Here is a 12,680-nt window from a genome sequence, read left to right on the forward strand (position 1 = left end):
AGCCGGTTGACGACGGATCATAGGATGGCGGGCATGGTGGCTCGCCAGGAATTCGGAGAACCGGAAACCCGCCCGGAAACCGGCCCGTTGGACTTCTTCATCAGTTACTCACCGGCGGACGAGCGATGGGCCTCATGGATCGCCTGGACGCTGGAGGAAGCGGGCTATAGGACGGTCGTCCAGGCCTGGGACTTCGTCCCGGGCACCAACTTCGTGGACTTCATGGACCGCGGCGTCAGTGAATCCGCCGCCGTCATCGCGGTGCTCTCCAGCAACTACGAACGCTCCCGCTACGGGCGCATGGAGTGGCAGGCCGCGCTGCGCGCCGACCCCGACGCCCCGGAACGGAGACTGCTGACCGTCCGCGTCGAGGACATCCCCGTCGAGGGACTGCTCGCCACCATCACCTACGTCGACCTGGTCGGCGTCACCGACACCGCCGCCGCCCGCGAGATGCTGCTCACCCGTGTCGGCCAGGCGCTCGACGGGCGGGCCCGGCCCACCAGCCGCCCCGGCTACCCCGGCGGACCGGCCGCCGGCCCCGACGTCCCGGCCGGGATCCCGCGGCCGCAGTCCGGGGACGGCAGGCCGCTCGGCCGCCCCGGCTGGGCAGGGCGCCGCCGTCCCGCCGTCCCGCCGCAGTACCCCCAGGAGCCCGGAGCGCAGCACGCCCGGGAGGCCGTCACCGTGCTGCACCTGGCCGGGCCCGCCTTCGGCCGGGGCCAGGACCCGGCCGCACTCCAGGCGGCCATCTGGGGCGACCTCGTCGAACTCACCGACGCCGGCGCGCCCGCACCCGACCTCCTCGTCGTCACCGGCGACCTCACCGCCTCGGGCAGCCCCCGCGAAACCGACCAGGCCCTCAGCTTCCTCACCGGCCTGCGCTCCCTGCTCGGCCTCGAACCGCACCGCCTCGCCGTGGTGCCCGGCGGCCAGGACGTCAGCCAGGCCGCCTGCCGCGCGTACTTCAACACCTGCGAAGCCGACGAGATGCAGCCCCGGCCGCCCTACTGGCCCAAGTGGCGCCACTACGCCCGGCTCTTCCACGAGCTCTACCAGGGCCTCGACGTCGTCTTCGACAGCGACCAGCCCTGGAGCCTGTTCCCCGTCCCCGAACTGCGCACGGTCATCGCCGGCCTCAACTCCTCCATGGCGTACAGCCACCGGCCCGACGACCAATACGGCTGGCTCGGCCCCGAGCAGGCCGCCTGGTTCGCCCAGGCCCTGCGCCCGTACGAGCAGGAGGGCTGGCTGCGCCTCGGCGCGCTGCGGCACCCGGTCGTCGAGGACGACGGCCGCACCGGCTCCGCGCACGGCCCCGGCCCGCTCCGGGACACCGCCGCGCTCGCCCGTCTCACCGCACCCCGGCTGCACCTCCTCCTGCACGGCCCCACCGGGGACCGGCGCTCCGCCTCCGGAGCACCCACCGCCACACCGTCTCTCCCCCTCACCGCCGGTGAGCTGCCCGTCTACGGCGCGGCCGGCCCCGCCCGCCACCAACTGCTGCGGATCACCCGCGACGGCCTGACCCGCTGGCGGGAGCGGCCCGAGGGAGAACCCGAGCACACCGGGGCCGACTGGCGGCGTGCCCACCGCGTCTTCGGACCGCCGCGCCCGCAACCCGACGCCGGGAACGCCCCGCCCGGGGACGGCACGCCGGAGACCGCAGGGCCCGGCGTGCCCGAGCAGGAACCCGGGCTGGAGGCCCGCGCCCTCGACGACCCGCTCGACGAGCTGGTGGCCCGGGTCGCCGAGGTCTGCCGCACCCGCCACGACGGCGCCCAGCTGCGCCGTATCGCCGGCAGCCCGCCGCAACTCCTGGTCACCTGGAACGAGTCCGGCTTCGTCCGGCAGCAGCGGGTGGGGGTGTGCCACGGCACCCCCTCCGCCGAGCACATCGACGCCTTCCTCGACCACGTCCACGCCTCCGACACCGAGCCCGACGCCGAACTCGTCCACGACGGGCCCGCGCCGGCCCGCGAACTGCGCGAGCGGGCCCGCCGCCGCGGCGTCCGCATCCGCAGTTTCACCGAGTTCCAGGGCCTGCTGGACCTGCGCGACTACGTCGCCGCCCAGACCGAGCGGCTGCGCACCGACCAGCGCTACCGGCCGGACCTCTACCTCCCGCAGAGCTACCGGGAGGTCGAGCGCCCCGGCGGCGAGGAGCGCGTCGGACTCGTCGACGACATGCTGCGGCTCCTGGAGGCCGACCACGGCCGGTTCCTGCTGCTCCTGGGGGACTTCGGACACGGCAAGACCTTCGCGCTGCGCGAGCTCGCGCGCCGCATCCCCGAGGAGATGCCGCACCTCGTCCCGCTGTTCATCGAGCTGAACACCCTCGACCGCGCGTACTCGCTGGACGGCCTCGTCGCCGCCCACCTGGCGAACCACGGCGTCGACTCCGTCAACCTCCGCGCCTTCCGCTACATGTTCCAGCAGGGCCGGATCGTCCTGCTCTTCGACGGCTTCGACGAACTGGCGAACCGGGTCAGCTACGAGCGGGCCACCGACCGGCTGCAGGTCCTCCTCGACGCCGTCGTGGACAACGCCAAGGTCGTCGTCAGCAGCCGCAACCAGCACTTCAAGTCCCAGGCACAGGTGCTCACCGCCCTCGGTGAGCGCGTCGGACTGCTCCCTCAGCGCCGGGTCCTCGCCCTCCAGGAGTTCACGCCCCAGCAGATCCGCACCTACCTGGCCAACCGCTACGGCGACGACCAGGCCGCCGACCGCCGGGTGCGCCTCCTCGAAGGCATCCCCGACCTGCTGGCACTGTGCCGCAACCCGCGCCTGCTCAGCTTCGTCGCCGACCTCGACCACGACCGGCTGCGCGCCGTCGCCGGAGCCGGACGCGCCCTCAGCGCCGCCGGCCTCTACGAGGAGGTGCTCACCTCCTGGCTCCAATACGAGGAGCACCGCGGCCAGGGCGGCATCGGCGCGGCCCCGGGGATGAATCTGGACCAGCGCTGGGACGCCGTCACCACGCTCGCGCTGCGGCTGTGGTCCAGCGGCCAGAGCACCCTGAGCCTCGACGAACTCACCGATGTCGCCGGGACGCTGACGGGCCTTGCGGACATCCGGCTCTCCGCCCGGGAGGCCGCCCACGCCATCGGCTCCGGCAGCCTGCTGGTGCGCAGCGACGAGGGACTGTTCCAGTTCATCCACAGCTCCATCGTGGAGTGGCTGGTGGCCCGCGAGGCGGCCACGCGGCTCGCCCGCGGCGAGCACGAACTGCTGGCACGCCGCCCGCTCAGCCAGCTCACCGTCGAGTTCCTCTGCGACCTCGCCGACCACCGCACCTGCCAGGAATGGGCCGAGCATGTCCTGGACGTCCCGGACGAGGACGGCGAAGGAGACGGACGACGGCGCGGACAGGCCGACGAGGTCGCCCGCGCCAACGCGGTCAAGGTCCTCGCCCGGCTCCGGGTGCCCGCGCACACCGACCTGCGCGGCGCCGCCCTCGCCGGCGAGGACCTCTCGCACCGCGACTTCTCCGGCGTCGACCTCACCCGCGCCGACCTCACCGACACCCAACTGGTCGGCGCCAACCTCTCCGGAGCCGTACTGCGCGAGGCCCGCCTCGTCGGCGCCCGGCTGGACGACGCCGACCTCTCCGGCGCCGACCTGCGCGGCGCCGACCTGCGCCGGGCCCGGCTGATCCGCGCCGACCTGCGCGGCGTGCGGACCGAGGGCAGCCGCTGGAACCGCGCCGCGCTGATCGACGCGACCACCGACGAGGAGGCCCTGCGCCGCCCCGAGCTGCGCTCCGCAGCGCTGGCCCCCGGCATGCCCGTCGACGCGGGGTTCCGGCCCTCCGCGGTCGGCGTCCCCTACGGGTTCGGCATGCAGACCGTCCGGCTGCCCGAGCCGGTCTCCTACAGCACCGACGGCGAACTGCTCGCGGTGGGCAGCGAGGACGGCGGCGTCCTGGTGTGCGACGCCGCCACCGGCACGGCACTGCGCACCCTCCAGGGCCACGTCGGCCGCGTCTACGCGGTGAAGTTCCGCCAGGACCTGCTCGCCACGGGCGGGGCGGACGGCACCGTCCGGCTGTGGGACGCCGTCTCCGGTGCCTGCCTGCACCGGCTGGACATCCACCCGAGCGGGGTGTGGCCGGTGTCCCTCGACCCGGACGGCACACTGCTCGCCACCGGTGACGCGGAGGGCACCGTCACCCTCTGGGACGCGGCCACCGGCACCCGGCGCCACGAGCTGTTCGGGCACACCGCACCCGTCTACACCGCGGTGTTCAGCCCCGACGGGCGCACTCTCGTCACCGGCGACGCGGCCGCCGGGGTCCGGCTGTGGGACACCCGCACCGGCCGCCTGACCACCGAACTGCCCGGACACGAAGGCATCTGCAACCGGACGCAGTTCAGCCCGGACGGGACGCTGCTGGCCACCAGCGACAGCGGCGGCCGGCAGGGCGGCACGGTACGGGTCTGGGACGTGGCCTCCGGACGCCTGCGGCATGCCTTCACCGGCCACACCGGCCGCGTCTACACCCTGGACTTCCACCCGAGCGGCACGCTGCTGGCCAGCGGCGACACCGACGGACAGGTCCGGCTGTGGGACCCGGTGACCGGCACCCCCGCCGGGCAGCCCGGCCGGGGCAGCGGCGCCGTCTACCAAGTGGTGTTCGACACGGACGGCACGCTGCTGGCGGCCGGCGACAGCGACGGCGCCGTCCGGTTGTGGCGGGTGCAGGCGGACGGCGCCGGGACCGACGGCCGCGGGGGCACCCGCGCGGCCGCCGGCTGGTCGGTGTCCCCCCTGCGCCAGCAGCCCGCCGACCACCGCGGATCCGTCTGGACCTGCCGGTTCCGCCCGCGCGGCGGCCTCAGCGGTGCCGAGTCCGGCCCGCTGCTGGTGACGGCGGGCAACGACGGCATGGTCCGGCTGTGGGACACCGCCAGCGGACAGGGCCGCCGCATCCTGCGCGGCCACGGCCGCCGGATCGGCACCCTGGCCTTCAGCGCCGACGGCTCGTACCTGGCGGCCAGCAGCAACGACGGCGTCGTCCGGCTGTGGGAACCGGAGACCGGCCGCCGCCTGCGGGAACTCAGCGGCCACAGCAGCCGCCTGGTGTCGGCCGTCTTCAGCCCCACCGGAGCCGGCGGTGCCCTCCTCGGCACCTCCAGCAACGACGGCGACGTCTACCTCTGGAACGCCACCACGGGGGAGTACCAGCGCGCGATCGACGCCGAGACCGACCATGTGTGGGCCGAGGCGTTCAGCGGCGACGGCGAGCTGCTCGCCACCGCGAACGACGACGACACGGTGCGGCTGTGGTACCGCAGCACCGGCACCCATGTGACGACGCTCGCCCAGCACCGGGGCCGGGTGCGGTCGATCGCGTTCAGCGCCGACGGCACCCGGCTGGCGACCGGCTGCGACGACCGCTGCGTCCGCGTGTGGGACATCCGCGACAGCCGCCTCACCCTCGAACTCGACGCCCACCAGGACCGGGTGTACACCGTGGCGTTCGGCCCCGGGGACTCCTGGCTGGCCAGCGCGTCCTGGGACGGCGACGCGGTCATCTGGGCCGACGGCAGGCCGCAGCACCGGCTCCGCGGGCACTCCGGCCGGCTGTGGACCGCGGCCGCGCACCCGAGCCGCCCCCTGCTGGCCACGGCCGGGGACGACCGGATCGTACGGTTGTGGGACGCCCGCGACGGGCAGGAGGCCGGCCAACTGACCGGGCACACGGGGCGGATCCTCTCGACCGCGTTCAGTCCGGACGGCTCGCTGCTCGCCAGCGGCGGCGAGGACGGCACGGTGCGGCTGTGGACCGTGCCCGCGCAGGGCGAACCGTCGCTGCAGGCCACCTTGATCGGTGTGCCGGGCGGCTGGGCCGCGCTCTCGCCCTCGGGCGGCTACAAGTACGAGGGCGACATCGCGGGCGAGTTCTGGCACGCGGTGGGCATGTGCCGCTTCGAGCCGGGTGAACTCGACGGCCACCTACCGGGGGTGCGCCGCCTGTCCCTCACCGCACCTCTCAACGAACGGGTTTCGCACGGGAATTGAGCCCGGGGGAGTGTCTGCGCATGGCACCAGCCGTCACCCACTGCTTCGGGTGACGGCCGGCGGGGGCCCGAGGGCCAGGCCCTGGCGATGGTCACGAATGCCAGGCCTTGGTGAAGCTCAGACCTTGGTGAAGCACAACGTGTAGTTGCTGCTGTGGCGGATCGAGACGTGAATGCCGTAGTCGAACTTCGATCCGCACCGCGCGTCACCGATCAGCCGGTCGGCGGTCTTGTACTGGGCCTCGGGCGAGCCGCAGTCGACGATCTCGGCCAGCGGTTCACCCTGCGGGTCGTGGACCTTGACGCAGTCCCCGACCTGCGGGTTGTACTTCTTGTTCTCCTCGGCCCGGGCGGCCTGTGCCGCTTCCTTCTTGGCCTTGCCGCCATGAGGGTTGGTGTTGTAGTCCCACACGTACCAGGCGGCGCCGCCGAAGACCGCCAGGACGATGACGGCGGTGATCAGCCCCCGCAACGGGCTCCTCTGCGGCTGCGGCCGCTGCGGCCGCTGCGGTCCCTGCGGCCCCTGGTGCTGCTGCGGATACCCATACGGCTGCTGCGGCTGTTGCTGCTGCGGGTAGCCGTACGGCTGCTGTTGCTGCGGATACCCGTACGGCTGCTGCGGCTGATTCTGATAGGGCGGCGGCGCGGACATGCCTGAAATCCCCCATGGTTGACTGCCCGGACGAAGGGCAACTCGCAATGACCGGTGCAGGCTACCTGCCGGCCGGACCCCGCTGACCAGCAGGGTCTTCCCGCCGACGACGCGCTCTCCGCGCTCAGAGCTCGGCGACCAGCAGGGTCTGCAGGATGCGACCGCAGTCGCCTGACGCATCGTCGAGCTGCCCCAGTGCCAGCGCCGAACCCCCGGGGCTGGCCGCGGTCGACGACCGCATGCAGAGCCACTCGCCCACCGGCTCGCGGTGCAACGACACCGTCACATCGGTGTTGATGACGAACTGTTCACGATGGTCGAGCTCGAAGGCGACCGCCCAACTGCTGTCGGCCAGAGTGAGGGCCCGGGTCAGCGGTGTGTCCGGTTCGCCGGCCACCAGCGGAATGCGCTGGCGGGCCCAGACCATGCCGGGGCCCGGTGTGTCAAAGCCCTTCCCCTCCTCGAACCGCCATTCCATGGCCGAGACATAGCCGTCCAGATAGGCGCCGGTCATGGTCTGCGGCGCCTGCGGTTGCGGGAGCGACGGCGGCTCGGGTTCGGGCCGGAGCTGCGGAGTGTCGGCCGGGCCGGCGGCCATCCGCCAGGCACGCGCCAGCATCACCGTCTTTCCGTCCGCGGTGAGTTCGCCCTCGACCAACTCGGTCCGCCCACCGGAGTGGACCGTGCGCACCTCCACCCGCAGATCGCCGACGGGCACCGGGCGGGGCAGCTCCAAGGTGAGGCGGGCGATACGGAAGCCCGGCCGGGCGGCGTGCCGCTCCATCGCCCTGCCCAGCAGGGCCGAAGGCGGACCGGCGTGCTGGGATTTCGCACTCCACGGCCCCGCGGTGGCGGGGCTGCTCTCATAGCGGCCGTCGCCCAGGCCCCGGTAGAACGCCTGGTGCTGTGGTGCCGAATCGGCAAGCCAATGATCAGTCATGCGCACACCCTTACCCCCGAGACCCCGGCCGGGCAACGGCCGCCGCCGGCGCCGCGCTCCCGCTATGCCGGCCCGGGGGACTGCTGGTTCTCGTACAGCGGCCGGCGCACCCGGGCGAGCAGCGCGGCCGGATCCGGCTCGGCCTGCAGTCCGCGGAGCAGCAGCTGCCACAGGTCGTCCAGGTGCTCCTCGATGTTCCGGCGTCCGTCCAGGGCGTCGGAGACGGTATGCAGGCCGAAGAAGGCGCAGACGATGCCGTGGGCGGTGGTGGCGGGCGGCACGCCGGCGGCGAGTTCACCGTTGCGGGCGGCCTCTTCGAGCAGCTGGGTGACCGCTTCGATCCAGCCGAGGAACGGCGCGGGGAACTGGGCGTCGATGGCCTTGCGCTCGGCCCAGAGGCGGGCTCCGGCCCGTACGACGATGTCGTCACGGAAGGCCCGGGCCACCTCGAAGCTCAGGGCGACGAGTTTCTCCAGCGCGGGCAGTCCTGGCTGCTGGTGCCGGCTGATCAAATGCGGCCAGGTGGCGAAATGCTCCTCGACGACGGCGAGGGCGAGCTTCTCCTTGCTGGCGTAGTGGAAATAAATGGCACCGCTGGTGCGACCGGAATGCGCACTGATGTCGCTGATGCTGGTACCGGCATAGCCTTTCTCGTCGAACAAGGTTGCTGCCGCTTCGAGCAGGGACCTGCGCGTCGTCTTCGCCCGGATCTGCACATACACCTCGGATATCGTTCTCGTTCCGCCGGCAGGCAACCTATCGCTCCGCGCGTCCCGGAATTCAAGCGTGCGCACCCGTGCATCTCGGTATTCCCTGGTCGTATGAGCACGTCAACGGTGGGTGCCGCTGGAAAGAGTGAGCCGCTCAGCTGGTCCCGTACGGTCGAGCGGGAACTGGTGCACCGGACCTCGGTGGCGGAGGTCCTCCTCACCGACGTACGGCCGACCGGGACCGCGCACGTCTTCCGCGCGGCGGCGTCCTGGCCGCGCGCCCATGCGACCTTCCCGCGCGACGGCTCCCAGCGGCACAGTCCGCTGATCCTGGTGGAGACGCTGCGTCAGCTCGGTCTCTACGTTCCGCTGCGCCACTACGCCGTCCCGGCGGCGTGGCACGCGGTCATCACCGACCTGTACTTCCAGCTCAGCCCGGCCGACGAGGCGCCTGCCCGGGCCGGAGCGACCGAGGTCACCTGTCGCGCACGGGTGAGCGCCGTCCGTCGCCGGCCGGACGGGACCGTCGCCGGCCTGCGGCTGAACGCCACCTTCGCCGCCTGCGGGCGGACCTTCGGCTCCGGCGGCGGGGGCGTGCGCTTTCTGGACGGCGCGCGTTTCAGTGCGCTGCGCGCCGGCAGCGCGGGCGGGACCTCCTCGGCCCGCACGTCGGGCGAGGGGAGGCGCCCGTCGCCCGCCCGGCTGACCGTGAACCACCCGCACGATGCGGTCCTCGCGCTCGACGGGGACGGGTTGTTGGTGTCGCCGGCCGACCTGCAGCACCCGTTCTTCTTCGACCACCCCACCGATCACGTGCCCGGCATGGTGCTGCTGGAGGCCGCCCGCCAGGCCGCCTCCTACCGCAGCCGGGGCACGCTGAGCCGCCCCCGTTTCGGCTGGCTGAAGGCCTCGCGGTTCACCGAACTGGCTCCACCCGCACATGTGCTGTGCACCCGGCACCGCTCGACATGCGCCTTCCGCATCCTCCAGAACGGCGCCGAAACGGCGTACGGAACGCTGGGTTATACGTAGAGCACACAATATGGACATTCATGAAGCTGTTGACCACTCTGCGTGGTCGTCCGTAACGTAACGATCGTTATGTTCCGGCCTGGAGCGGGGAGAACTCCTGCCCATGAGAGCTGCCCTCTGCCGGAAATTCCCTCGGCCCGGTGACGGGCGTCCGTGAAACCGACCCTGCGCTGTCTCTCGTCGCGACCGGTCACAGCGGCGCCCCCGGGCCCCTCGGAACGGAATCTCGGATGACCGCAGACAGCATCTTTTCCTGGACCCCCGCCGCCGTCGTCTTCGACTGCGACGGCACGCTGATGGACACCGAACGCCACTGGCAGGACGCCCGTGACATGGTGCTGCAGAGCTATGGATTCACCCCCTCGGCCGCATTCGCCGAAAAGGCCAGGGGACTGCACTACACCGAATGCGGTCGCCTGATGGCCGATGTCGCCGGCCGCCCGGATCTCACCGAGGGCATGACCGAGTCACTGCTCGAGTGCTTCCGTGACCTCGTCGCCGCGGACCCCACCACCATGCCCGGGGCGCCGGAACTGGTGCATTCGACCGTGCAGTTCGCCCCGCTGGCGGTGGCCAGCAACTGCCCGCTGGAAGTCGTCGAGTCCTGCCTCGGGATGGCCGGACTCCGGGAGTGCTTCAGCCACATCGTGGTGCCCGACGCCACGACGAGGCCCAAGCCCCACCCGGACGTCTACCTCACCGCCGCCGAGCTCTGCGGGGTCGAACCTGCCGACACGCTGGCCGTCGAGGACTCCCACTGCGGCATCCAGGCCGCCGCGGGCGCGGGCATGCGCGTACTCGGCGTCGGGCCCCGGCCGAGCGACGAGGAGACGGCATTGGCCGACTGGTGGGTCCACTCCCTGGAGGAGCCGGCGGTGCAGGGCTGGGCCGGTGCCCGCATCCCCGCACAGGGCACGGGCCCGGCGCGGCCGGAGGGCAGGACGTCGTGACGCGGTGACGGTATGACGCGACAGGCGTGACGGCGGCCCGGTACGGGGCTCCGTCCCGTGGCGAGACCTCCCGGTGGCAGGCGCCGGGACCGCCTCCCCCACTGGGGGCGGTGCTGCGGCAGGGCGGCCCCCATGGCCCTGCCGCAGACGGGGGCGCCACCGAGCCCGGTCCGGCGGATCAAGTACCCTCGAGGGATGACACCTCGATGATGTATGCGTGTCTCGCGGGCGGGCCGTCCGCTCACCCCGCGGCCGCCCCGAGTGCCCCGCTCCCGAGCCGCCCGAACGCTCCCGAACCCGGCCCGCGCCACACCCCCAACTGTTGTCGCCCCCTCGCGGCAGGTCCGAACGCAACTGCCCACCCCCCACCGATGGAGGCAGCCCGACGATGACGAACAACGCAGAAGTGCCTTCCCGCCGGACGAGCCACACGGCGCGACCGACCGCCACCGCGGCAGGGACGGCAGTGATGGCGGGGGCGTTGTTGCTCGCGGGCTGTTCGAGTGCGGACGAGGAGAAGCCCGAGCGCCCGGACCCCGTGGTGTCCTCGCCGCGGCCGAGCAGTCCCGCGCCCACGCCACCCGCCAAGGAATCCACCGCCTTCGCGCCGTACGTGGACACCTCGCTCCGGCCCTCCTACGACCTCCTCAAGGGCGCCGGGGAAAGCGGCGTGAAGGAGTACAACCTGGCCTTCGTCTCCCCGGGAGGCGGCTGCGTACCGAAGTGGGGCGGCAGGCAGGCACTCGGCGACAACCCGGTGGCGCGCCAGGCGAAGGCGCTGCGTGCCAAGGGCGGCGACGTACGGATCTCGTTCGGCGGGCAGAGCGGCAACGAACTGGCCAGGGTCTGCGGCTCGGTGGACAAGCTGGTGCGCGCCTACACCGAGGTCATCGACGCCTACGGCCTGACGAAGGCCGACTTCGACATCGAGGGCCCCGCCCTGACGGACACCAAGGCCAACAACCTCCGGGCCCAGGCGATCGCCAAGCTCCAGCAGCGCGGGAAACTGGACGTGTCCTTCACCCTCCCGGTGCTCCCCTCCGGCCTGAACCGGCACTCCGTCGCGGTGCTGGAGAACGCCAAGAAGAACGGCGCCCGGATATCCGCCGTGAACATCATGGCCATGGACTACGGCACCTACTACGACGGCGACATGGGCAAGTACGCCATCTCGGCCGCCACCGCCACCCAGAAGCAGGTCAAGACGGCGCTCGGCATCCGCGACGACGCCCGGGCCTGGAAGGCCGTCGGGGTCACGCCCATGATCGGAGTGAACGACGTCAAGGGCGAGGTCTTCACGCCCGACGACGCCGCCGAGCTCAAGCGGTTCGCCGAGAAGAAGGGCCTCGGCCGGCTGTCGATGTGGTCGCTCACCCGGGACAAGGCCTGCCCCGGAGGCGCGAACCTCAAGGCGGCAGCGACCTGTTCCAGCATCGGGAAGCCGGCGAACGAGTTCACCAAGGCGTTCACGGGCTGAGCGGCCGCCGCCGGAAGGCCCGCGAAGCCGCGAAGGAAAATCACGTGCGCGCGCCATCCGGCGCTGCCAAGCTGCGCCGGTGAATCGTGAACAGATCTCCCGGCTCGCCCATGCCCACCACCCGATAAAGTCCCCGCTCGACGACGACTCGGTGCGCCGCCTGCTGGAGCACGGCCTCCCGCACGGCAACGAGCGGGTGCTCGACCTCGGTTGCGGGGGTGGGGAATGGCTGCTGCGCGCCCTGGACATGCACCCGCGACTGCACGCCGAGGGCGTCGACCTCTCGTCGGAGGACCTTGCGCAGGCCCGGCGGACCGCGACCGGCCGGGGCGTCCAGGAACGCCTGGTGCTCCACCACCAGGACGCCCACGGCTTCTCCTCGCCGCACGCCTTCGACCTGGTGCTCAGCGTCGGCGCCACACACGCCTTCGGCGGCCTGCTGCCCACCCTGGCCGCGGCGCGCAGGCACCTGGCACCCGGGGGACATGTGCTCGTGGGTGAGGGCTTCTGGGACCGTGCACCCTCGCCGGAGGCCGTCGAGATGCTCGGGGACTTCGACGACCTGGCCACGACGGTGGACCGGATCGTCGCCGACGGCTGGACTCCGGTGCACGGTCATGTCAGCACCCGCGGCGAGCTGGACGACTACGAGTGGGCCTGCTGGGGTTCGTTGGCGTCATGGGCCCTCGACCACCCCGACGACCCGGACAGCGCGCACGTGCTCGAAACGGCCGGTACGCGACGCACCGAATGGCTCCGCGTGTACCGGGAGACGTGGGGCTTCGTCTGCCTGGTCCTGCGCCGTACGTCCACCTGACGCCACCGCCCCCCCCCGCGCCCCGGGGCAGCCCGCCGATCTCCTGGCCTCTCCCGCCTCCACGGCCACCCCTTCCCGA

At 72.5% G+C, this 12,680-nt stretch carries 8 protein-coding genes; 5 read left to right on the top strand and 3 right to left on the bottom strand.

The window, feature by feature from the left end; translation table 11 throughout:
* Positions 1–33 precede the first annotated feature (33 nt).
* Complete coding sequence (locus AB0411_RS17005) at positions 34–6,024, top strand: TIR domain-containing protein (protein WP_366418085.1); 5,991 nt, start codon at positions 34–36, stop codon at positions 6,022–6,024.
* 117 nt (positions 6,025–6,141) lie between these two features.
* Here AB0411_RS17005 and AB0411_RS17010 read toward each other — a convergent pair whose 3' ends face one another.
* The 3 genes from AB0411_RS17010 to AB0411_RS17020 form a co-directional block, all read right to left on the bottom strand.
* Positions 6,142–6,675, bottom strand: a complete 534-nt coding sequence (locus AB0411_RS17010) for an LppU/SCO3897 family protein (RefSeq protein ID WP_366418086.1) — start codon at positions 6,673–6,675, stop codon at positions 6,142–6,144.
* Positions 6,676–6,799: 124 nt separating this feature from the next.
* Positions 6,800–7,615: a thioesterase family protein gene (locus AB0411_RS17015; RefSeq protein ID WP_366418087.1), complete on the bottom strand. Its 816-nt coding sequence runs from the start codon at positions 7,613–7,615 to the stop codon at positions 6,800–6,802.
* Positions 7,616–7,677: 62 nt separating this feature from the next.
* Positions 7,678–8,337, bottom strand: coding sequence for a ScbR family autoregulator-binding transcription factor (locus AB0411_RS17020; protein WP_403148643.1), 660 nt, complete (start codon positions 8,335–8,337; stop codon positions 7,678–7,680).
* Positions 8,338–8,436: 99 nt separating this feature from the next.
* Here AB0411_RS17020 and AB0411_RS17025 point away from each other — a divergent pair, with 99 nt between their 5' ends.
* From AB0411_RS17025 to AB0411_RS17040, 4 genes are all read left to right on the top strand, one after another.
* A complete protein-coding gene (locus AB0411_RS17025; protein WP_366418088.1) occupies positions 8,437–9,357 on the top strand; it encodes a ScbA/BarX family gamma-butyrolactone biosynthesis protein in 921 nt (306 codons plus the stop codon).
* A gap of 230 nt (positions 9,358–9,587) precedes the next feature.
* On the top strand, positions 9,588–10,307 hold the full coding sequence (locus AB0411_RS17030) for an HAD family hydrolase (protein WP_366418089.1): 720 nt from the start codon (positions 9,588–9,590) through the stop codon (positions 10,305–10,307).
* Between the two features lie 388 nt (positions 10,308–10,695).
* The gene (locus AB0411_RS17035; protein ID WP_366418090.1) at positions 10,696–11,784 is read left to right on the top strand and encodes a chitinase; all 1,089 of its coding nucleotides are present in this window, start codon (positions 10,696–10,698) and stop codon (positions 11,782–11,784) included.
* A gap of 79 nt (positions 11,785–11,863) precedes the next feature.
* A complete protein-coding gene (locus AB0411_RS17040; RefSeq protein WP_366418091.1) occupies positions 11,864–12,601 on the top strand; it encodes an SAM-dependent methyltransferase in 738 nt (245 codons plus the stop codon).
* The last annotated feature ends 79 nt before the right edge of the window (positions 12,602–12,680 follow it).

Origin of the sequence: Streptomyces angustmyceticus, assembly GCF_040701845.1 — a bacterium.
GTDB lineage: Bacteria > Actinomycetota > Actinomycetes > Streptomycetales > Streptomycetaceae > Streptomyces > Streptomyces angustmyceticus_A.

Excerpts from the sequence above, each read along its gene's own strand:
- AB0411_RS17005 (WP_366418085.1), top strand. The coding sequence starts at position 34 with ATGGTGGCTCGCCAGGAATTCGGAGAACCGGAAACCCGCCCGGAAACC.
- AB0411_RS17010 (WP_366418086.1), bottom strand. The coding sequence starts at position 6,675 with ATGTCCGCGCCGCCGCCCTATCAGAATCAGCCGCAGCAGCCGTACGGG.
- AB0411_RS17015 (WP_366418087.1), bottom strand. The coding sequence starts at position 7,615 with ATGACTGATCATTGGCTTGCCGATTCGGCACCACAGCACCAGGCGTTC.
- AB0411_RS17025 (WP_366418088.1), top strand. The coding sequence starts at position 8,437 with ATGAGCACGTCAACGGTGGGTGCCGCTGGAAAGAGTGAGCCGCTCAGC.
- AB0411_RS17030 (WP_366418089.1), top strand. The coding sequence starts at position 9,588 with ATGACCGCAGACAGCATCTTTTCCTGGACCCCCGCCGCCGTCGTCTTC.
- AB0411_RS17035 (WP_366418090.1), top strand. The coding sequence starts at position 10,696 with ATGACGAACAACGCAGAAGTGCCTTCCCGCCGGACGAGCCACACGGCG.